The organism is Allobranchiibius sp. CTAmp26 (assembly GCF_017565405.1).
GTDB lineage: Bacteria > Actinomycetota > Actinomycetes > Actinomycetales > Dermatophilaceae > Allobranchiibius.
The window spans coordinates 15,097-35,700 of the sequence record NZ_JAGEKR010000018.1 but is presented as its reverse complement, the minus strand read 5'-3'; the positions used below and the strand labels follow the sequence as shown (position 1 = coordinate 35,700).

The window sequence follows — 20,604 nt, the reverse complement described above, 5'->3', positions numbered from 1 at the left end:
GCGGCGACGGTGGGCACGGGTGTCGAGCACGCGCGCTCGGCACGTCGAAAAGAGATCGTTGCTTCGAAGCCGCGCAGGTCGTCAAACGCCTGACAAACGGAGGCGAAACGCCGATAGGCGACCTCGACGAGCTGTTGATGTCGTCCAGGGCTCCGCATCCTTGAGTCCCCACGGCTCATCGATGACCCGGGGGTGCCGCGTAGCGCAGCGGCTCTATATGCAACTGCGCTGGCGCGCCCATACTCTTAAATCCAGAGCATGGGTATTACGCAGCCCGAGGGGGCTGCGTGTCAAACAGGGGGCAAGCGCCATCGACTATTCCGCCAAGAGTTCAGCAGCGTTCGCAGCGGCCGTTTCGGTCATCTCACTCGCTGCGTGTGGGAGCAGTGGCAGCAACGCTGCGGCAACCACCACGATCACCAAGACTGCCATCGCCAGCGAGATGCCGTCATCGAGCCAGGCCCCGACGGTCAGCAGCCAGGCCCCGACGGCCAGTAGCCAGGCCTCGACCACACCGTCGACCAACTCTCAGATACTCGCGTTCGGCGCCACGTCCCCGCGATCCGGTGGCATAACAACCAGCATTAGCAAACCGCATCGATACAGCGTGAGTACATCTGAATCGGACAACGAGCCCGATATTTTTGGCTCGAAGTGGTACGAAGTTGCGATTACGGTGACCAACGCGGCCGACGCTAAGGCGCCGTTCGATACGAGTCAGATCTCGCTGAGCGTGACGAGCGGCACGTCAACTGTCACCGCGATTACTGACTGTGGCACACCCACCCAGCCAGGTTGTAACGAGCCGAGCGGCTATTTGCTGCAGGGCCGTTCCATCACTTGGTACGAGGTCTATCCAGTCGTACCGGGGACTCGGCTCACCGTCGAGGTGGACAATCTAGGCGACTTCTCGCAAGCCACCCCACCCATCTTTGACGGCATTGTCCTGTAGTCAGAGACGCGCGCCGCACCAAAGAGTTGGACTATGAGGACTTGGGACTGAGTGTTGTCCTCGGGTCACGCGCAGCCATCGGCCATCGAGGAACTTAAATGTGCCCATTCCCAGGGTCTCGTTTGAACCGAATAGACCGCTCACGCACCGGCACCTGTTGGAGTGTGTCCTCACGCACTGGTTGCTCCCCGCCAACGTGGTGGCCAGTCCCGACGATGGGACGCATCCTTGCCGCCGCAAGCGCTCGTAGGGGGCAGCTTCTAAGTGGGTCAATCCCTGCTTCGGTCCGCTAACCTTCGCGCGTGTCGTCACCGTTCATTGAGTCGCTTCGTCGCGCGGTGTCCGCTGCACCCGATGATGTCCCATTGCGACTCCACCTTGCCCAGGAGCTGGTCGGGGCAGGTGACGTGTCCGGGGGTGTAGAACATGCCGCCGCCGTTTTGCAGCGCGACCCGACGAATGCCGACGCACTCGAGTTGATCGCCCGTGCTGCTCGCTCGATGATGACGCCAGCAGAGGGCGAACCTGCAGAAACGAACAGTCCGGATGCCGTTGGCGGCAAGGCCACCTTTGATTGGCGTGCGGCCGAAGCTCAGGTCGACGACCTCGCGGACCCGATGTTCGTGCGGGATGATGAAGAGCCCGAGGTGTCCGCAGTCAGTGTCGAACCCTCAGCCCTGACCTTGTCCGATGTCGGTGGCATGGAACGGGTGAAGGAACGGATCGATGCCGCCTTTCTTGCCCCACTGCGCAATCCGAAGCTTCGACAGCTTTATTCGAAGAGCCTGCGAGGCGGTTTATTGCTCTACGGGCCACCGGGTTGTGGAAAGACTTTCATTGCCCGGGCCGTGGCGGGTGAGCTCGGAGCGAAGTTCATCTCCGTTGGTTTGGCAGACGTACTCGACCCATACATTGGCAATAGCGAGCGAAATGTACGGGGAGTCTTCGAACTCGCCCGTCGTGAAGCGCCGTGTGTGCTCTTCCTGGACGAAATCGATGCCATTGGCCAACGTCGAAGCATGACCCGTAACAACGCGATGCGGGGAACGGTTAATCAACTGCTTACCGAACTCGATGGGGTCGCCGCCGCCAATGACGGCGTCTTTGTTCTTGCTGCATCGAACCAACCCTGGGACGTCGACCCCGCGATGCGACGTCCCGGCAGGCTGGACCGCACCGTTCTGGTACTGCCTCCTGATGAACCAGCGCGGGACGCCATCTTCCGATACCACCTCAGGGATCGGCCGGTCGAGGGCATCAACCTGCGCAGACTCGCCCGTGCCACAGACGGCTACTCCGGCGCCGATATCGCCTATGTATGCGAGGTTGCCGCCGAGCAAGCCTTACTTGCAGGTGCGCGCAGCAACGACCCGCGACTCATCAACATGAACGACATGGAACAGGCACTCCGCGATACACGCCCGTCGACAGGTGCTTGGCTCGAAAGCGCACGCAACGTCGTACTCTTCGCCGACCAGGACGGTAGCTACGCCGAGCTGCGTGACTTCCTGAAGAAGACCCGTCGGCTGTGAGCGCGTCCGCCCCGCTCGCCCAGGCCCAGGTCTTCGTGGAGGCGCGCCGGTGGGCAGACGCCCTCCGCGTACTCACATCTACACCCCTCGACGCCTCGAGCGCCGACGCGTTCTGCCTGGTGGGCCAATGCCACCTGGGGCTCAACCAGATTGACGCCGTGATCGAGGCCGCGCACCACGCATTGGCGCTTCAACCGGACTGCGAGTGGGCGTACCGGCTCCTGTCACTGGCGTACACGAAGCGCAATCAGCTGGCGATGGCCCGGGATACGGCCGATAAGGCGATCCGGCTTCGGCCGAACCTCTGGCTCACCCACACACAACGGGCCAAGGTGGATGCCGACAGCAGGGACATCACCGACGCAGGCCGTGCCGCCGCGCAAACTGCCGTGCGCCTAGCCCCGGACCGGGCCGGCGCACACATCCTCCTCGGCCGGATCACACTGCAAGACAGGCACGTCAAATTGGCTGCGACGCACTTCCTCGAGGCTCTTCGGCTTGAGCCGGATAACGCGGTCGCGCGCAACAACCTCGCTGTCGCCCAACTGCGCCACCGGCGTGTCGTTGCGGCGACCCGCAACTTTGTTGCAGCCCTGAGCATGGACCCAACGGCGACGGTGTTCGCCGACAACCTTCGTGCCGTGCTCTACGCCTGGGCATGGATCATGGTGGCACTCGAAGCTGCCGGCGTGGGAGTTGTGCGTGTCATCGTCCCCGCAGACTCGACGGGTCGGCCCGCTGCGCTGATCGCAGTCTCCTTCGTCCTCGGGGCGGTCGCAATCGCTGTCATCACATTTATGCGCGCCAGCCTTGGTTCTGGCGCGCTACGCTTCACAGTCGCGGCCGTCCGATCCCAAAGATGGCTCGCGCTCCTCATCAGTGTCAGCTTGAGTGTCGTCGGCCTGCTCATCGTGGCAGTGATCGTGGGCTACCCCGACGCGCGGCGATGTCTTCAACTTGCCCAGTTCGTCGAACTCATCGGAGCAGCTGGCCTAATCGTCCGCATCCGGCGCGTCGTGGGAGGACAGCGGGCTCTGTCGCGTCGACCGACTACGTAACGGAGCTGTACCGCGGCTACTTTTCGCTCCGATGGCTGGGGTGTCGATGCTTCCCACGCGCTGCGGCCACCTCGAGTTCTTGTCCGCACAAGAAGTCCGTGCTCACGTTTCGCGCCGTACCAGGTGCCCGAGATCAGCCTTCACTCTACGACCACTGAGCCGCGCCCATCCAGCCGCCGAGGAGAAGGCAGCGGGTCTCTCGAGTCCGCGGCGACCCCTCCACCAAAGAGGCCCCGAGTGCCTCACTTCCGCCGCGAATGGGGCGGCCCACGACAGCGAACTATTGCCCGCTGGGCGCCGCGGTGATCGCAAGACCACCCTCAGAAGGGCTCAACCAGCCGGGATTCGTAAGCGAAGATCACGGCCTGCACTCGGTCCCTCAGGCCGAGTTTGGCGAGGATCCGGCTGACGTGCGTTTTCACTGTCGCCTCCGACAGGTAGAGCGACTGGGCGATCTCCTGGTTCGTCGCGCCGGTCGCAACGAGCACCAGCACCTCGCTCTCGCGTTCGGTCAGTTCCTGCACGCGGGTGATCGGGGCGAGTCCGGGGTCCGCGGGCAGCTTGGCGGCGAACGTGTCGAGCAGCCGACGGGTCACGCGGGGGGCGACGACCGCGTCGCCGGCCGCGACAGTCCGGATGGCCGCGACCATCTCCTGGGGCGGGACGTCCTTGAGCAGGAAGCCGCTGGCACCCGCGCGCAGACCGGCGAACGCGTACTCGTCGAGGTCGAACGTGGTGAGGATGAGCACCTTCGCGTCCGGGTCGCGCTCGGTGATCTGCGCGGTGGCCTGGATGCCGTCGAGCACGGGCATCCGCACGTCCATCACGATGACGTCGGGTGCCAGGTCGGCCGCCGCCGCGACCGCCTCGAGCCCGTCGGCGGCCTCACCGACCACCCGGAGCCCGGGATGGGCGTCCAGCGCCAGCCGGAATCCCATCCTCAGCAGCGGCTGATCGTCGGCCAGCAGCACGCGGATGGCGCTCATCTGGTGCCCCGTCGCGCGAGTACGGCCGGTCGTACGGCGTCGGCGGCGGCCGGCAGAGACCGAGGCAGCGTCGCGCGGACTGTCCACCCCGTCGGCGTGACCCCGGCGGACAGGGTGCCGTCGTGCAGGGCGGCACGCTCGCGCATCCCAGCCAGCCCGTGGCCCGGGCGCACGACCGTCTCGGACGGGGCGGGCTCGCCGTCGTCCGCGACGGTCACCCGGACGGCGTCCGCCGCCACCTCGACCTCCACCCGCACCCGCGTGGACGCGCGGGCGTGCTTGATGGCGTTGGTGAGCGACTCCTGCACGATCCGGTAGACGCTCAGCTGCAGCGGGCCGGGCAGCGCGCCTACATCGCCACGGAACGCGATCTCGACCCGCAGGCCGGTGTCCCGCGCGGCCCGCACGAGATCGTCGACATCAGCCAGGGTCGGCGCGGGGGCGAGTTCCGGGTCGTCGCCGTGCCCGCGCAGCACGCCGAGCACCTGCCGCAGGTCGACCATCGCCCGGCGGCCGGACGTGGCCGCCTCCGTCAGGGCTCGGCGCGCCTCGACCGGGTTGCTGTCCAGGCTGAGAGCCGCTCCGTCCGAGAGCGCGATCATCACCGACAGGTTGTGCGCGACGATGTCGTGCAGCTCGCGCGCGATCCGGGTGCGTTCGGCGGCGGTCGCCAGCTGGGCCTGCTGGTCGCGCTCGACCTCCAGGCGCCGGGCACGCTCCTCGATCTCGCGCAGGTACGCCGCCCGCATCCGCACGTTGAGACCCAGCACGACCGCCGCGATCACCAGGCCCGACATCATGATCAGGGCCACCAAAAGGTTCGCGGACGGCCGGATGTTGCCCAGCAGCGCGAGCAGCACCCCCAGCTCCAGGACGCCGGCCGCGGTGAGCACTCGGGCGCGGCTCTCCCGCGCCGTGACGGTGTAGAGCCCGACGAGCAGGGCGAAGTCGGCGAAGACCGGGTGCAGCACGAACCACTGCACCAGGGCGACGGTCGCAAGCACCGCGAAGACGGGGAACGGTGCCCGCCTCCGCCAGAGCAGCGGAACCGCCAACAACAGGGAGAACACCACCACGAGCACCGCGTCAGCCTGGCTGTGACGAATCCACCACGGCAACGACAGGAGCAGGATGCCCGCGACGATCGCTGCGTCGAGCCAGCCGGCGTACCGCTCGCTTAGCACGGACGGGCGCGCGCCGAGCCGGGGCGACGACGTCCAGTCATCACCCCGGCTCGGCGCCACCGGTCGGATCATGCGTCTCGCTGACGCAGCACCAGGAGGCCGGCGATCAGGGCCGCGACGACCCACAGTGCGAACACGCCGATGCCGGTCCACGGTCCCAGCGAGTTCGGGTCGTGGGTGGTGCCCAGGATCTGGGTGCCGGCGTTCATCGGCAGGTACTGGTTCACGTGCGCCGCCCACGAACTCGGCAGCGCCTCACCGAGCAGGGGCAGCACCAGCAGCAGGCCGAACACCGTGGCGATGGCACCGCCGGTGCTGCGGATCGCGAACCCGCAGCCGATACCCAGCAGAGCGACCAGCGTCAGGTAGATGCCGCCGCCGATGACCGCTTGCAACGCGCCGGTCGCGCCGAGGCTCACGCCGTACCCGTGGCTGTTCAGCCCGGCCTGGCCGGCCAGGAACGCGGCGAGGCAGCCGAGGGTGCACAGCACCAGCGAGACGATGGCGACGACGATGACCTTGGCGGTCAGCACCGGCCAGCGGCGTGGCACCGCGGAGAGCGACGCCCGGATCATGCCGGTGGCGTACTCGCCCGTGACGAAGAGGACGCCGAGGACGCCGATCGGCAGCTGGGCGAGCATGATGCCGCGCAGGCTGACCCGGATGGGGTCGTCGATGCCCACCGGACCGTGCGGCCCGCCATCCACGTGGGTGGCCCGCAGGTAGGAGAAGAGCGCGCCCAGGCCGATGGCGATGACGAGGGCTCCGAGCAGAGCGAACCAGGTGGAGCGCAGCGAGCGGAATTTCACCCATTCGCCGGCGACCACGCGCGGGAGGCTGACCTTCGCGCCGCTGAACTGGCTGACGTGGGTGGGTGCGTCCGCGATCGGCCCGGTCGTCGTACTCATGATGCTGCTCCTACGTGGTGGCCGTACTCGACCGAGTCCTGGGTGATCTGCATGAAGACCTCCTCGAGCGTCGGCTGACGCGGCGTGAGCTCGATGAGGGCGATGCCTTCGTTGGCGGCGGTACGCCCGATGAGGTCGCTGGACAGACCCCGGACTACGAGACAACCGGGCTCGCTGCTGGTGACCTCGACATCCGGGCCGACCAGTCGTTCCCGTAGCTCGGTGGCGCGCTCGGTGCGCACCAGTACGTCGGAGCCGGACCCGCGCCCGGTGAGCTCGGCGACGCTGGTGTCGGCGAGGAGCCGACCCTTGCCGACGACGATCAGATGCGTTGCCATCAGGGCCATCTCGCTCATCAGGTGCGAGGAGACGAAGACGGTGCGGCCCTCCGCCGCCAGCGACTTGAGCAGGTTGCGGATCCACAGGATGCCCTCGGGGTCGAGGCCGTTCACCGGCTCGTCGAGGATCAGGGTGCCGGGGTCGCCGAGCAGCGCCGAGGCGATGCCCAGTCGCTGACCCATGCCGAGGGAGAACCCGCCGGCGCGGCGCCGTCCGACCGACTCCAGACCCACCAGCTCGAGCACCTCGTCGACCCGGCGGGCCGGGATGCCGTTGGTGGCGGCCAACGCCCGCAGGTGACTGCGCGCGGACCGGCCGGTGTGCACCGCCCGCGCCTCGAGCAGGGCGCCGACCTCGCACAGCGGCGCCGGGTGGTCCACGTAGCGCCGGCCGTTGATCGACGCCGATCCCGAGGTCGGTCGGTCCAGCCCGAGCAGCATCCGCATCGTGGTCGACTTGCCGGCGCCGTTGGGGCCGAGGAAGCCGGTCACCACACCCGGCTGCACGGTGAAACTCAGAGCGTTGACGGCGAGAGTGTCGCCGTACGCCTTGGAGAGACTGCTGGCCTCGATCATGGGAGAGCCCTCGGGATTCGTGTCATGCGACGACGGTAGGTCGGCGGGGGGTCGACACGCGTCAGTCTGGAGAGCGAACCTGAGGGTCCGTCTCAGGGATGACGAGCGGCCCGGCGGCGCAGGATGGCGCGCTCGCCGTCGTTCTTGGTGCGCGCGGCGGCCTCGGTGAAGGCTTCACGCGCCTGGGCATGCAGCCCGGCCTGCTCATACAGGTCTCCGCGCACGCTCGGGATGAGTGGTGAGTCGCTCAATACGCCCTCGGGCAACGCGTTCAGTACGGCGAGTCCGGCGTCCGGTCCGAACGCTCGCCCGTGCGCGACGGCCCGATTCACCTCGACGACGGGGCCCGGTGCCGCGGTGGCCAGCACGTCGTACAGCGCGGCGATCCGGCGCCAGTTCGTGTCCTCAGCACGCTCGGCGTGGGCGTGCTGCGCGGCGATCGATGCCTGCACGAAGTACCGACCGACCGGTTGCCCGCGTCCGGCGAGCTCCTCGGCCCGGCGTAGGCCTTCCAGGCCGCTGCGGATCAGCGACCGGTCCCAGAGCGTCCGATCCTGCGCCTCCAGCAGCACAGGTACGCCGTCCGGGTCGAGCCGCGCGGACATCCGCGACGCCTGGAGCTCCAGCAGTGCCTGCAGCCCGAGCACCTCGAGCTCGCTCGGAGCGAGCGCGGCCAGGATGCGCGCGAGCCGGATCGCCTCGTGCGCCAGGTCGGGGCGCATCCAGTCGGCACCCGCGGTCGCGGCGTACCCCTCGTTGAAGATCAGGTAGATCACGGCCATCGCGTCGTCGAGGCGCCTGGTCCGCTCCGGACCCGTCGGCAGCTCGAACGCGGCGTGCGCCTGCGCCAGGGTCTTCTTGGCGCGCGAGATGCGTTGGCCCATCGTGGTTTCGCTGACCAGGAAGCCGCGGGCGATCTCGGCCGTGGTGAGCCCTCCGACCAGCCGCAGCGTCAGCGCGGCGCGCGAGTCGGCGCTCAGGGATGGGTGGCAGGACAGGAAGATCAGCCGCAGGACGTCGTCCTCGATGTAGTCGATCTGCGCGTCGAGGTCGGGCATCCGCCCCTCCTCTCCGCCGCTGGCATGCTCGAGCTCCGCGACCTTGCGCCGCAGGACGTCCGCACGACGGAAATGGTCGATGCCGCGCCGCTTGGCGGTGGTCATCAGCCACCCGCCCGGGTTCTGCGGTACGCCGGTGGCGGGCCACTGTTCGAGCGCGGCCACGAGCGCGTCCTGCGCGAGGTCCTCGGCCATGTCCACGTCGCGGGTCATCCGGGTGAGCGCGCCGACGAGGCGGGCCGATTCGGCCCGCCACGCGGCGACGATCACCCCATGGGGGTCATCCGTGGTGGTCTGCGCCGGCACGCGGCCAGCGTAGTGATCGCCCGGCTCAGTCGCCGGGCTCTTCCGGGCCGGTGGAGATCTGGCGCAGCGTGGAGATCACGGTGACCTCGGGCCAGTGCTTGGCATGCAGCTCGGCGAACTCCTGCTGGTCGGCGACGGCGTCCTCGACGCTGTCGTACTGCATGATCGCCCACCCGCCGACGACCTCCTTCGCCTCCGCGTAGGGACCGTCGACCCGGCTGACCTCACCCTTGCGGACGACGAAGTTCACGGCGTCCTCGGTGCCGTAGAGCCCACCGCCGTCGAGGAAGACGCCCTTGGCGGCCTGCTTGCCGATGTACTCGTCCATCGCCTCGAACAGCGCCTTCGGCGGCGTACCGACGCCTTCTTCCATCCGCACGAATCCCATGAAACGCGGCATCGCGATCACTCCTCCTGGTTGCTCGGACCTGCTTGTCACACGTACGTCGAATGGTCACCCGAGTCTTCGACATCGCGTCCACGACTTTTGCAGTGTTTCTAGGGCAGGTGAGCGGTGGCCGCGTCCGAGGTGGCTCGGACGTCGGACTACTCGTACGTCAGAACACTCGTCGGGTCGACCGCGACACAGAACCTGCTGCTCGAGCACGAGATCGACCTCAGAGATGGGTCAGCGTCCAGGGGCTCGATGCGGACCGGTGCCGACCAGGCGGCTCCGTTGAAGGTGACGACGGAGCTGTAGGTGGTCAGCGCGCAGAACGTGCTGGAGGTGCACGAGATGGAGGTCGGGCCTTCGTCCCCGAGCGGGAGGACCAAGGGTTTCGACCAGACGGTCCCGTTGAACGTGGACGCTTTCCCCGCGTGGTCGACGACTGCGCAGAACGTGCTGGACGAACACGAGATCGAGCCGATGATGACTCCAGGGTCGATCACGGCGGCCTTGGACCAGCCTGAGCCGTCGAACGGCACGACGTACCCGTCCCAGGTGGTCGCGGCGCAGAAGGTCGTGCCAGCGGCGCACGACACATCGACGAGACCGCCGTAGGTATTCACGACGGTCGTGGGGGTGGACCACGTTCGTCCGTCGAACACCGAGGCGACGCCGTACCAACCCACGGCGACGCACAGAGTGCGGGACGCGCAGGACAGCGACTTCATGTACCCCACCCTGACGGGCGCGGACCAGGACCTGCCGTCGAAGGTCAGGGCACTGCCGTTGATGTCGAGTGCGGCGCAGAAGGTGGTCGTTGGGCATGAGACCGAGGTCAACGCGACGCCGGCATCGACCAGGTTCAACGGGGACCAGGTGCTCCCGTCGAACCGCAGGGCGTTGCCCGCGGAGTCCACGGCCACACAGAACGTGCGAGAGGGACAGGAGACGGATTGCAGCGGCCCCTGAACCTCGATGTTCGAGGGGGCGTTCCACGTGGAACCGTCGAAGGTCAGCGCGTAGCCCGAATCGTCGATCGCCGCGCAGAAGGTGCTCGATGCGCACGACACCGCCTGCGTCGTGCCCGGCGTGCCGGTGTCAGTGGGTTCGGACCAGCTCGATCCGTCGAATCGCACGTCGTGTCCGATGGCGTCGACCGCGAGGCAGAAGGTGGTGGAGGGACACGTCAGCGACACGATCTGGTTGGCGACGTGCAGGAAGACCGGGTCCGACCAGGTCGTGCCGTCGAACGTCGCAGCCTTTCCGGATTTCGATACGGCGACGCAGTAGTTCGTGGAGGGGCAGGCCACCCCGGCCATGTCGTCGTAGAGAACTACGGGCACACGCTTGGACCATGCTGAACCGTCGAAGGTCACGGCGGTGCCGAGGTAGTCGACCGCGACACAGAACGAGCGAGAGGCGCACGAGATGGACTTGATCGGTTCGGAGCTGACGGTCACGGGCGTGGACCAGTTCATCCCGTCGAAGGTGACGACTTCTCCGCTCTTGTCGACTCCGGCGCACATGCTGCTGGACTGGCACCACAGTTTCGTGACTCCGCCACCGGGATAGGGATTCGTCGGCTTCGACCACGAACTTCCGTCGAACGTGACGACGTTCCCTGCGTCGTCCACAGCGGCACAGTAAGCAACGGTCGGGCACGACACGGACGTCAACGACTGGCCCGGGTCGATGGATCGGGGCGCGGACCAGGCGCTCCCGTTGTAGGTGAGTGCATTCCCATGTGCGTCGACGATCACGCAGAACGTGTTCGACGGACATGCGATGGACCGCGGACCACCGGCGAAGGCGTCGACGACCCGACTGGACCCCCACGAGGCAGCAGGCGTGTACGCGTAACGATCACCGGTTATCACCGCGGACGTGCCACCCGGCGTCGTCACGCGCACATCGACCGTCCCGACCGATCCGGCCGGTGTCGCCACTGTGAGGGAGGTGGGGGACAGCACCCGCAACCCCGTGCCGCTCGAGCTCCCGAATCTCACCGACGTCGTACCGAGCAGGTTGGTGCCGGTGATGGTCACCGTGGTCCCTCCCAACGCCGAGCCGGTGGCCGGGGTCATCGCGGTGACCGAGGGCGCGGCGACGCCGGTGATGCTCCGTGACGCGGACGTGTAACCGGCGGCTGTGGTGGTCGCAGGCACCATGACTCGGTAGGCCCAGGTGCCCGTACCGGGCACCCAGAGGGAGACGGTGACCTGGCCGGTGGCATTCGTCGTCAGTGCAGCCACGTTCGCCCATGTGGAGGACCCCGAAGGCGCCCGCTGCAGCCGGACCGACCTGGGCAGGTAGCCGGCCCCGGACTTCACGGTGACCAGCACCTGCACCGTGGTCGGCAGCGGTACCGACAGACCGGTCGTGGACCAGCCGGCCGCCGTGGTCGCAAGCCCGGTGATGCCGGTGATCGTCCGGACGGAGGACGCGTCCTCCGCTGCGGTGGTCGTCGCCGCAACGTAGATTCGGTAGAGCCACTTGCCCACGCCCGCGACCGGCAGGGACGCCGTCACGGTGCCGGACGTGCTCGTGGAGAGAGTCGAGGTCGTCGTCCACAAGGACGTCCCGTAGGGCGCGCGCTGCACCCGTACCGTGCGTGCCTGGTAGCCGCTGCCGGTCTTCACCTTCACCGGCACGGCGAAGGAGTAACCGACCGCGCCGGACGCACTCGCGGTCGACCAGCCGGAGATCGCGGTGGGAACGCCCATGATCCCGCTGATCACCCGAGTCGGTGAGGTGTAGGCGCTCGCGGTGGATGATGCCGGCACCGTCAGGCGGAACACCCAGCGTGACGCGATCGGAACGGTCAGGACGGCCGTGTACGCGCCGGCCGGGGAGGTCGTCCCGGACGCGACCGTCGACCAGGACGATGACCCGTACTCCGCACGCTGGACCTTGATCGCCCGAGCGGCGTAGCCGTTTCCCGTTCTCACCTTGACGGGGACACTGAATGAATAGCCGAGCGCGGCGGACGAACTGGTCGTCGACCAGCCTGTGACCGTGGTCCCCGACGCAGCAGATGCCGCTGGCGTCGTCAGTCCCAGGCTGGCCAGCACGCCGATGGTCAAAGCAGCAAGAACGCGACGCAACATCGCCTACCCCCTCGAGCGCGGTGCCACCAGGCATCCGATCCAGTGCCGACCACAGGCGGAGCCTGTGTGCACATCACGCGATGCGGGCAGCTGAGTATGACCTATGGGGCGGCCCTCAGTGACAGAAAGCTGCGCGTCACCTGTGCATCGTCCGGTCATCGGCTGTGCACGAACCTCCGCGGCATCCCCCGATCGGGGAGTCGCCGTGCGGCCAGCGCGGGATGGCCGTTGGACAGGGCCGACATTCATCGACTACCCATGAGTGTGTGGTTCAACTGACGCGATTCGCTCGCAGACAACTCGGACACTTCCCCACTCCGCTCGAACCGCTGCCGCGGCTGACCGGCCTGCTGCGCGAGCAGCACGCGCAGGTCCCGGAGCTGTGGATCAAACGGGACGACTGCACGGGCCTCGCCACCGGCGGCAACAAGACCCGCAAGCTGGAGTTCCTGGTCGGCGACGCGCTGGCGCAGGGTGCGGACACGTTGATCACCCAGGGCGCGACCCAGTCCAACCATGCCCGTCAGACCGCAGCCGCGGCTGCGGTGACAGGACTGGACTGCAAGATCCTGCTGGAGCAGCGCCAGGTCCGCGACGAGGAGTACGAGCAGTCCGGGAACGTGCTCCTCGACGAGTTGCTGGGCGCCGAGATCGTGCAGCGGCTGCCCGCCGGCAGCGACATGCAGGGTGCAATGGAGGCGCTGGCCGACGAGCTGCGGGCCGCCGGGAAGCGGCCGTACGTCATCCCCGGTGGCGGCTCGAACCCGATCGGCGCGCTCGGGTATGTCGACTGCGCACTCGAGCTCGACGCGGCGCCGGTCGCGGTGGACTGGGTGGTGCACGGCACCGGGAGCACCGGCACGCAGGCGGGGCTTGTCGCCGGGTTCGCCGCGATCAACAGCGCGGCGCGGGTGCTGGGCGTCAGCGTGCGCCAGCCGGAGCAGCGCCAGGTGGACGCGGTGTTCGGGCTGGCCGAGCGCACGGCCGAGCTGATCGGCACCACCGTGGACCGGGAGAACGTGCTGGTCGACGACCGCTGGGTCGGCGGCGGGTACGGCGTGCCGACCGACGAGATGGTCGCGGCGACCCGGCTGCTCGCGTCGACCGAGGGCATCCTGCTGGACCCGGTCTACTCCGGGAAGGGCTTCGCGGGGCTGCTCGGCGGGATCGCGGAGGGCCGGTTCGACGAGACCGACACGGTCGTCTTCCTGCACACCGGGGGCAGCACCGGGCTCTTCGGCTACCGCTCCACGTTCCAGTGAGCGGTCCGAGCGGCGGCTGACGTCGACCGTGACGCAGGTATGACCGAGGGACGCAGGTAGACCTGTGTCCCTCGGCTTTTAGTGCGTCACGGTCACGGTCAGGGTCAGCGGCGGAGGCGGCGGGCCGTGGCGGCCAGGCGACGGGCGGCGCCGTACGCGCGGGGGTGGCCCTCGATGAGCGCGTCGACCTTGCCGTAGCGCAGTGACCAGTGCGCCAGTTGCGCGCGCTCGGCGTACCGCTCGGTGAAGTACTCCTCGAGGTGGTCCAGGTAGAAGTCGGCGTTGTTGCGGAAGATCTCGGCGTAGATCCGCGCCAGCTTGTCGTGGGTCATCGTGTGGTTCATCGACGTGGCACGGATGCGGTAGATGCTGTAGAGCTCGTCCAGCTTCACTACGGTGCGGCCGGTACTGACGATCCGGATCCAGAACTCGTGGTCCTCGCGCCCGTCGCGCAGCTTCTCGTCGTACCCGCCGAGCGTCTCCCAATCGACCCGACGGAACCACGACAACTGATGGATCATGTTGTGGTTCAACAGCTTCCCGATGGAGAAGTCGTCGTACCCGACCTCCCCCTCCGCGTCGCCGAACCGCTGCACCCGGGCGTGCACGATGCCGACCTGCGGATCGGCCTCGAAGACCTCGACGGCCGCGCGCGCGTAGTCCGGGTGGATCTTGTCGTCGGCGTCCAGGGGGAAGACGTACGTGCCCCGCGCGGCGGCGATCGCGGCGTTGCGGGCGGCGGGCAGGCCGGCATTCTCCTGGCGGACCACCCGTACGTCGTCGCCGAGGTCGGCGAGCACCCGCAGCGTCAGCGGGTCGGTCGAGCCGTCGTCGCACACGATGATCTCGACGGACGGGTAGTCCACCGAACGCGCCGACTCCAGCGTCTCCCGCAGCGTGTCACCGGCGTTGAAGCACGGGACGATGATGCTCACCAGGGGAAGCGCGCGTTCGGGGGTCGTGACCATGGGGATGAGGGTCGCACGCGACGACGGTCGGCAAGGTGCAGCGAGGGTCGGCGTCGGCACCCCAACCAAGGGCCTGTGACCGAGGTCACAACGGTGCTACGTTGCGAACACGCGCAACACCCTCATCGTGTCCCGGGTCGCCGCGGACGGGTAGGCAAGGGGAAGCCATGAATCAGAGCAGTGCGCTCCAGCTCAGCGATTTCGGCTGGTCCGGGATCATCACCAAGGTCGTCTCGGCGATCATCATCCTGGTGGTGACGTGGTTCGTCGCAAAGCTGGTGAAGAGCCTCCTCACCAAATTCCTCGGCAAACTGGAGTTCCTGCACCGGCAGGCGGGCAGCGGCGACAACCTGGCGGAGTCACTGGCCTCCATCGCGTCGCTGATCATCTGGCTCTTCGGCCTGATGGCGGTGCTGAACCTCTTCGCACTGACCCAGGTCCTCGGACCGATGCAGAACCTGTTGAGCGGAGTGCTGGGCGCGATCCCCAAGATCGTCGCCGCGGGCCTGATCCTCTTCATCGGTTTCGTCCTCGCCAAGATCGTGCGCGAACTCGTCGTCACCGCACTGCAGGCCGCGAACGTCGACGAGCGTCTCGCGCGGGTGGGCGGCAACAAGGCGGACACCTCGGCTCCGACCTCCCGGGCGGACGGCTCGGGCGCGACCTCCGCGGCGCCCGCGAGCACGGACGACGCCCCGAAGATCTCGACCATCGTCGGCCAGGTGCTCTACGCCGTGATCCTGCTCGTCGTCGTCATCGCGGCGCTCGGTGCCCTCGACATCCGGTCCATCTCCGACCCGGCGACCCAGCTGCTCAGCTCGCTGCTGAACGCCCTGCCGGCGATCCTCGGCGCCGGCATCCTCCTCGCCATCGGCGTCGTCATCGCCCGCTTCGTCGGGGACCTGTTGGCGCCCATCCTGCGCGGGCTCGGCCTGAATCGTCTCCTGGACAGCGTGGGCGTCGACGCCGGGGACCGCGACGTACCGGCCATCGTCGCGCGCGTGGTGCAGATCGCGATCGTGCTGTTCTTCGCCATCGCCGCCGCCAACCTGCTGCACTTCCCGCAGGTCACCGCCATCCTCAACACCGTCCTGGCGCTCGGAGGTCGGGTGGTCTTCGGCGCGATCGTCATCGCGGCGGGGGTGTTCATCGCCAACCTGTTGGCGAGGGCGATGGGCGGCGGTCAGACGGCGCAGATCGTCCGCTACGCCACGGTGGTGCTCTTCGTGGCGATGGGCCTGAAATACATGGGCCTCGCCGACTCGATCGTGAACCTCGCCTTCGGCGCGGTGGTCGTCGGCGGTGCCGCGGCCGCTGCCCTGGCCTTCGGTCTCGGTGGGCGCGACGCGGCTGGACGGCAGTTGGACAAGCTGCAGCGGGAGCAGCAGCCCCGGGACTGAACCCCGACCCGATCCGAACGAGACGGGAGCCCGGACCGCGCGGTCCAAGCGCCGATCGTTCGGGCATTCCCAGGGGTGAGCAGCCCGGCCCGACCGTCGCACGTTGCTCGCAGAACGACAACGACGCGGAGCACCACCGGGCTGGCGCGTGCGGCAGGCTGAGGCCGCTCTCTGCTGTCGATCATCCGAGGACCGGACTCCGTGTCACCATCGCAAGGCCCTGACGGCAGCCTGTCGGCGCGATTGGCCGGGCGGGACAACGCCCTCAACTTCGTCCGTCTGCTGCTCGCCGTCAGCGTGATGGTCAGCCACCTCTGGCCGACCGCGGGGTTGCACGGCCAGTGGGTCTTCGATGGCGACGGCATCGGCGGGTGGGCGGTCGACGGGTTCTTCGTCCTGTCCGGCTACCTGATCATGGGCAGCCGGATGCGGCTCTCCCTGCGCGCGTACTTCGCCCGCCGGGCCCTGCGGATCCTGCCCGGCTTCTGGGTGTGCCTCATCGTGGTGGCCTTCGTCTTCGCGCCGCTGGCCGCGTGGCGCGAGGGTGTCGCGTGGTCACCGACGAGCGCCACGACGTACGTCGGGCGCAACCTCGCGCTGTGGATCGACCAGTGGGGGGTCGACCACACCCTCACCCACACGCCGTACCAGGTGACGTGGGACTCCCCGCTGTGGACGCTGGCGTACGAGTTCCTGGCGTACATCGGCGCCGGCCTCGTGTTGAGCGTAGCGCTGGCGCGGCGTCGACCGGTCTGGACGACGGGTGCGCTGCTGGTGCTGGCGTCGCTCTCGGTGCCCGCGGCGTTCGGGCCGTTGCACATCACCACGTCGTTCTGGATCCACCTGCTGCGGCTCGGGACCTTCTTCGTCGCGGGCATGTTCCTGCGCTCGATCGCGCACCGGGTGCCGGCGAACGCCGTCCTCGGAATCGGTTCTCTGGCAGCGGTTTTCGTGATCGGCAGTCTCGGTTTCGCCAGTCACTGGACGGCGCTCCCGCTGGCGTACTTCCTGCTCTGGGTCGGTGCCGTGCTGCCCGTGCGGATCGGCGCGCGCAACGACGTCAGCTACGGGATGTACGTCTACGGCTTCCCGGTGCAGCAGCTGGGCGCTGTGCTCGGACTGGCCACGTGGCCGCCGGTGCTGAACCTCGTCACCTGCGTCGCGGTGACGGTGCCGATCGCGTGGGCCTCGTGGCGGGTGGTGGAGCGACCGGCTCTGCGGCTGGTGAGGACCAGGCCTACGCCGTCCGAGCCGGCAGGGTTGCGTCGTCAGCCAGTTCCAGCAGGCGGGTCGCCCACGCGTCCCAGTTGAGCAACGCCTCATGGTGGGCCCGGGCGCCGACACTCAGGGCGCGCCATCGGTCGCCGCCGGTCAGCTTCGTGATGGCCGCGACCGCGTCGGCCACGCACGGTTCGCCCGGCCGCACCAGCAGCCCGGTCTCGCCGTCGCGCACGATCGTCGCCACACCGCCGACGTCGGTGGCGATGACCGGCAGCCCGTACGCCGCGGCGTCCGTGAGCGTCATCCCGGCGGTGTTGGCGGTCGCGAGCTCGAGCAGCACGTCGTGCTGCAGGTACAGCTCGGGCAGCGTGTGCCGCGGGACCCGGCCGCGGGCGTCGACCCAGTCCGGAAGCGACGGGAGGTTGCCGACCGCGGTCAGCGAGACGCGGTGACCGGCTGCCCGGGCCTGCTCGACCGCTGCGAGCGCCGCCGGGCCGCCCTTGCGAGCCCAGTCACTGGCGACCAGCAGCAGCGCGAGCTCGTCGTGCGGCTCTCGGGGCGCCAGCACCTGCGGCTGCACCGACGGGCCGAACGGCACGGTGTGCGCCCGGTCGGCGGGCGCCCCCTCACGGACCAGCGCCCGCACGGCCCAGTCGGTCATCATCGCGAAGCTGTGCGTCGCGCGCCGGGCGTCGCGATCGACACGCAGCGCCTGGCGCACCGCGAGCGGGTGCAGCTGGTCCACGATCGGGTAGAAGCCGAGCAGCGCGGCGAACGTCGTGTCGCCCACCTGGATCACCGGCTGCGGCAGTCGCGCGTACACGATGTCGGTGGACGCGGCGACCGCGACGACCAAATCTGCGCCGCTCGCGGCCACCCGCTCGGCCACCACCCGGCCGCGACGCCGGCTGCTCAGCACCGCGTGGTGCGGAGAGTAGGTGCGGTCGGTCAGTCGGCCGATGCCGCGCTCTAGGAACCGGTCGGCGGGTGCCGGGGGGATGTCGCCGGTCCACACCGGGGTGACGGCCGCGTGCCGGGACAGCGCGGCGTACATCGGTGCGATCGTGCCCGACCAGGCGTCGGTGTCGGTGACGTCCCACGGGGTGACGAACTCGATTCTCACCAGGTCATCGTGGCACGTTCGCGAGCCCGGAAACCGTAGGCTGCGCCCCGTGACGACGGCCCTGGCGGACCCCATCCGGGGGCGGGACAACGCGCTCAACTTCCTGCGGCTGCTGCTCGCGACCGCGGTGATCGTCGACCACAGCTTCCCGATCTCCGGCCTCTTCGGGCCGCGGCACGGACCGCTCAGCGACGTCGCGGTCAACGGGTTCTTCGTGCTGTCGGGCTACCTGATCGCCGGCAGCCGGGTGCGGATGTCCGGCCCGCGCTACGCGTGGCACCGCGCGCTGCGGATCCTGCCGGGCTTCTGGGTCTGCCTCCTCGTCACCGGGCTGATCATCGCGCCGCTGTCGACGCTGCACTCCCACCAGCCCTGGGACCTGCGGCTCGGGCTCGGCTACTTCATCCACAACTTCAGCCTGGTATCGATGCACGACACGATCGGCTCGACCCTCGCGCACGTCAACGAACAAGCGTGGAACGGCTCGCTGTGGACGCTCTTCCACGAGTCCCTGGCGTACGTCGCGGCCGGCCTGCTGCTCTGGCCCCGCTTCGTGCGCCGGCACGCCGTACCGATCCTCATCGCCGTGGCGGTGCTGGCGGCCGTCGCGGTCTACCTGGCCAACGGGCCGGCGTTCCTGTCGACCAACCGCTACCGGGACTCCCTGCGGCTCGGGTGCTTCTTCGCCGCTGGGATGGCGATGTGGGCGGTCCGCGACAAGGTCCCGTCCTCACGGTGGCTGGCGCTGGGATCGGCGGCGGTCTTCGTGCCGTTCTACCTGGCTGCCGCGCTCGACGACACCCCGCAACTGCACGCCGCCACCCTGACCCCGGTCGCGATCATCTGGACGTACGTCGTCACCCCCTTCCCGCTGGCCTACCTGCTGCTGTGGCTCGGCGGGGTGCTCCCGGTGCGTCTCGGGGTGCGCAACGACATCTCCTACGGGATGTACATCTACGCCTTCCCGATGCAGCAGCTGCTCGCCATCCTCGGCGCGCAGCGGCTGGGGCTGGCGGCGTTCATCGTGCTGTCGATCCTGGTGACGATCCCGATGGCGTGGCTGTCCTGGCACCTGGTCGAGAAGCGCGCGCTGCGGCTGAAGGACGTCGGGCGTTTCAGGCCCTCTCGGCCACCCGCACCAGATGCTGCACCCGCCGGTCGAACTCCGTCTCGAACGGATGCCCCCGCATGAAGTCGATCCCTTTCGCGGCGGCCGCAGCCACGTCGCCCGGATGCTCCGCGAGGTACGCCGCCCGCTCGGCGAGTGCGGCGCCGTCGCCCGTCGGCACGGTCCAGCCGGCCCCGGTCTCGCGGACCAGCGCGGCGAGCGCGTCATTGTCGAAGCCCAGCACCGGCACGCCGAGGCCTACCGACTCCAGGTAGGTGCCCGACGGGTCGCCGAGCAGGTGGGGCAGCACCATCAGGTCGACGTCGTCCCGCACCTGCGGCACCCAGGTGTCGTCGAAGTCCACGTCGCCCGCGAACTGCACGCCCGGTACATCTCGCGCGCGCAACTCCTCGGTCAGCGGACCGCGTCCGTAGAGGGTCGTGATCGCCGCCACCCCACGGCGATTCAGCGCGGCCTGGAGGTCGAGGACGAACTGCGGGCCCTTCTCCGGCGAGTGTCGGGCGGAGTAGGAGAGCCGGAGCGGGCCCGGCTCTCGCGCTCGCTGGGCCGCCGGGATCTGCTCGGCGCGCAGGCGGGTGTCGAAGAAGAGCAACGCGTCTTTCGAGTCGCCGGCGTAGGCGTCGAAGGCCGCCCAGCCGTTGCACTGCACCCCGGCCGACCGGCGTACGAGCGCCCGCTCGGCCCGCGCCACCCGCACCGCACCCAGCCGGATGCGGGCCGCAGCCGTGCGCGACCCGGCTTCGTGCACGAGGTAGTCGGTGCGGGCCGAGACCGGCACCTCGCTCACGAGGACAACCGGGGCGGGCAGCTCCAGAAGCCACTCCCGACCCGGCTCCAGACTCGCGAGCACCACGTCCGGAGCGAGCCGAACCAGGTCGGTCGGTAGGTCGTCGCTCAGGAGCACGTCGCAGGGCAGCTGCGAGGGTGCGAGCCAGACCGACCCGAGATTGTGCGGCCCCGAGCCGTCGTCGGGCTCACCCCGCGTCAGGAGGGTGATGGGTCCCGGCCAGTGGGCGGCATACGCCTGCAGGCCCGAGATCAGCTTGACCGGCAGCTGCAGGTCACCGTCCGGCCGCACCGGCCATCCGCCGTTCGGCACGATCACCAG

Annotated in this window: 18 protein-coding genes; 7 read left to right on the top strand and 11 right to left on the bottom strand. The window is 68.8% G+C overall.

Annotated features, from left to right (window positions below):
- Window positions 1–315: 315 nt before the first annotated feature.
- Window positions 316–525, bottom strand: coding sequence for a hypothetical protein (locus J4030_RS14040; protein ID WP_208049861.1), 210 nt, complete (start codon window positions 523–525; stop codon window positions 316–318).
- 82 nt (window positions 526–607) lie between these two features.
- Here J4030_RS14040 and J4030_RS14035 point away from each other — a divergent pair, with 82 nt between their 5' ends.
- From J4030_RS14035 to J4030_RS14025, 3 genes are all read left to right on the top strand, one after another.
- The gene (locus tag J4030_RS14035) at window positions 608–952 is read left to right on the top strand and encodes a hypothetical protein (RefSeq protein WP_208049860.1); all 345 of its coding nucleotides are present in this window, start codon (window positions 608–610) and stop codon (window positions 950–952) included.
- 302 nt (window positions 953–1,254) lie between these two features.
- Entirely contained in the window at window positions 1,255–2,484 is a 1,230-nt protein-coding gene (locus tag J4030_RS14030) for an AAA family ATPase (protein WP_208049859.1), read from the top strand.
- Complete coding sequence (locus J4030_RS14025) at window positions 2,481–3,542, top strand: tetratricopeptide repeat protein (protein ID WP_208049858.1); 1,062 nt, start codon at window positions 2,481–2,483, stop codon at window positions 3,540–3,542. Before J4030_RS14030 ends, J4030_RS14025 begins: the two co-directional genes overlap by 4 nt.
- Before the next feature lie 320 nt (window positions 3,543–3,862).
- Here the strand turns inward: J4030_RS14025 and J4030_RS14020 are convergent, their stop codons facing one another.
- The 7 genes from J4030_RS14020 to J4030_RS13990 form a co-directional block, all read right to left on the bottom strand.
- Window positions 3,863–4,528: a response regulator transcription factor gene (locus tag J4030_RS14020; RefSeq protein ID WP_208049857.1), complete on the bottom strand. Its 666-nt coding sequence runs from the start codon at window positions 4,526–4,528 to the stop codon at window positions 3,863–3,865.
- The gene (locus tag J4030_RS14015; protein ID WP_208049856.1) at window positions 4,525–5,784 is read right to left on the bottom strand and encodes a sensor histidine kinase; all 1,260 of its coding nucleotides are present in this window, start codon (window positions 5,782–5,784) and stop codon (window positions 4,525–4,527) included. Before J4030_RS14015 ends, J4030_RS14020 begins: the two co-directional genes overlap by 4 nt.
- Window positions 5,781–6,620, bottom strand: a complete 840-nt coding sequence (locus J4030_RS14010) for an ABC transporter permease (protein ID WP_208049855.1) — start codon at window positions 6,618–6,620, stop codon at window positions 5,781–5,783. Before J4030_RS14010 ends, J4030_RS14015 begins: the two co-directional genes overlap by 4 nt.
- Window positions 6,617–7,534, bottom strand: a complete 918-nt coding sequence (locus J4030_RS14005; protein ID WP_208049854.1) for an ABC transporter ATP-binding protein — start codon at window positions 7,532–7,534, stop codon at window positions 6,617–6,619. The genes J4030_RS14010 and J4030_RS14005 overlap by 4 nt, the downstream gene beginning before the upstream one ends.
- 92 nt (window positions 7,535–7,626) lie before the next feature.
- On the bottom strand, window positions 7,627–8,898 hold the full coding sequence (locus J4030_RS14000) for a sigma-70 family RNA polymerase sigma factor (protein ID WP_307864703.1): 1,272 nt from the start codon (window positions 8,896–8,898) through the stop codon (window positions 7,627–7,629).
- 25 nt (window positions 8,899–8,923) lie between these two features.
- Complete coding sequence (locus J4030_RS13995) at window positions 8,924–9,298, bottom strand: YciI family protein (RefSeq protein ID WP_208049853.1); 375 nt, start codon at window positions 9,296–9,298, stop codon at window positions 8,924–8,926.
- Between the two features lie 146 nt (window positions 9,299–9,444).
- Window positions 9,445–12,393, bottom strand: coding sequence for an IPT/TIG domain-containing protein (locus J4030_RS13990; RefSeq protein ID WP_208049852.1), 2,949 nt, complete (start codon window positions 12,391–12,393; stop codon window positions 9,445–9,447).
- Between the two features lie 266 nt (window positions 12,394–12,659).
- Between J4030_RS13990 and J4030_RS13985 the strand changes: the two genes are divergently transcribed.
- Window positions 12,660–13,655, top strand: coding sequence for a D-cysteine desulfhydrase (locus tag J4030_RS13985; RefSeq protein ID WP_307864702.1), 996 nt, complete (start codon window positions 12,660–12,662; stop codon window positions 13,653–13,655).
- Between the two features lie 104 nt (window positions 13,656–13,759).
- Here J4030_RS13985 and J4030_RS13980 read toward each other — a convergent pair whose 3' ends face one another.
- Window positions 13,760–14,623, bottom strand: a complete 864-nt coding sequence (locus J4030_RS13980) for a glycosyltransferase (RefSeq protein ID WP_208049850.1) — start codon at window positions 14,621–14,623, stop codon at window positions 13,760–13,762.
- Between the two features lie 167 nt (window positions 14,624–14,790).
- Here J4030_RS13980 and J4030_RS13975 point away from each other — a divergent pair, with 167 nt between their 5' ends.
- Together J4030_RS13975 and J4030_RS13970 are read left to right on the top strand one after the other, a co-directional pair.
- Window positions 14,791–16,023 (top strand): mechanosensitive ion channel, encoded by a 1,233-nt coding sequence (locus J4030_RS13975; RefSeq protein ID WP_208049849.1) that lies wholly within the window; start codon window positions 14,791–14,793, stop codon window positions 16,021–16,023.
- Between the two features lie 201 nt (window positions 16,024–16,224).
- Window positions 16,225–17,334 (top strand): acyltransferase, encoded by a 1,110-nt coding sequence (locus J4030_RS13970; protein ID WP_208049848.1) that lies wholly within the window; start codon window positions 16,225–16,227, stop codon window positions 17,332–17,334.
- Here J4030_RS13970 and J4030_RS18565 read toward each other — a convergent pair.
- On the bottom strand, window positions 17,261–18,367 hold the full coding sequence (locus J4030_RS18565) for a glycosyltransferase family 4 protein (RefSeq protein ID WP_208049847.1): 1,107 nt from the start codon (window positions 18,365–18,367) through the stop codon (window positions 17,261–17,263). The genes J4030_RS13970 and J4030_RS18565 overlap by 74 nt on opposite strands.
- Before the next feature lie 49 nt (window positions 18,368–18,416).
- Between J4030_RS18565 and J4030_RS13960 the strand changes: the two genes are divergently transcribed.
- The gene (locus tag J4030_RS13960) at window positions 18,417–19,559 is read left to right on the top strand and encodes an acyltransferase (RefSeq protein WP_208049846.1); all 1,143 of its coding nucleotides are present in this window, start codon (window positions 18,417–18,419) and stop codon (window positions 19,557–19,559) included.
- On the opposite strand, the gene J4030_RS13955 is transcribed toward J4030_RS13960, so the two are convergent.
- Complete coding sequence (locus J4030_RS13955) at window positions 19,483–20,601, bottom strand: glycosyltransferase (RefSeq protein ID WP_208049845.1); 1,119 nt, start codon at window positions 20,599–20,601, stop codon at window positions 19,483–19,485. The two genes, J4030_RS13960 and J4030_RS13955, sit on opposite strands and share 77 nt — an antisense overlap.
- Window positions 20,602–20,604: the final 3 nt, after the last annotated feature.

What these genes read in the sequence shown, in the direction of transcription:
- J4030_RS14020 (WP_208049857.1), bottom strand. Translation starts at nt 4,528, where the DNA reads ATGAGCGCCATCCGCGTGCTGCTGGCCGACGATCAGCCGCTGCTGAGG.
- J4030_RS14015 (WP_208049856.1), bottom strand. Translation starts at nt 5,784, where the DNA reads ATGATCCGACCGGTGGCGCCGAGCCGGGGTGATGACTGGACGTCGTCG.
- J4030_RS14010 (WP_208049855.1), bottom strand. Translation starts at nt 6,620, where the DNA reads ATGAGTACGACGACCGGGCCGATCGCGGACGCACCCACCCACGTCAGC.
- J4030_RS14005 (WP_208049854.1), bottom strand. Translation starts at nt 7,534, where the DNA reads ATGATCGAGGCCAGCAGTCTCTCCAAGGCGTACGGCGACACTCTCGCC.
- J4030_RS13995 (WP_208049853.1), bottom strand. Translation starts at nt 9,298, where the DNA reads ATGCCGCGTTTCATGGGATTCGTGCGGATGGAAGAAGGCGTCGGTACG.
- J4030_RS13990 (WP_208049852.1), bottom strand. Translation starts at nt 12,393, where the DNA reads ATGTTGCGTCGCGTTCTTGCTGCTTTGACCATCGGCGTGCTGGCCAGC.
- J4030_RS13980 (WP_208049850.1), bottom strand. Translation starts at nt 14,623, where the DNA reads ATGGTCACGACCCCCGAACGCGCGCTTCCCCTGGTGAGCATCATCGTC.
- J4030_RS13975 (WP_208049849.1), top strand. Translation starts at nt 14,791, where the DNA reads ATGAATCAGAGCAGTGCGCTCCAGCTCAGCGATTTCGGCTGGTCCGGG.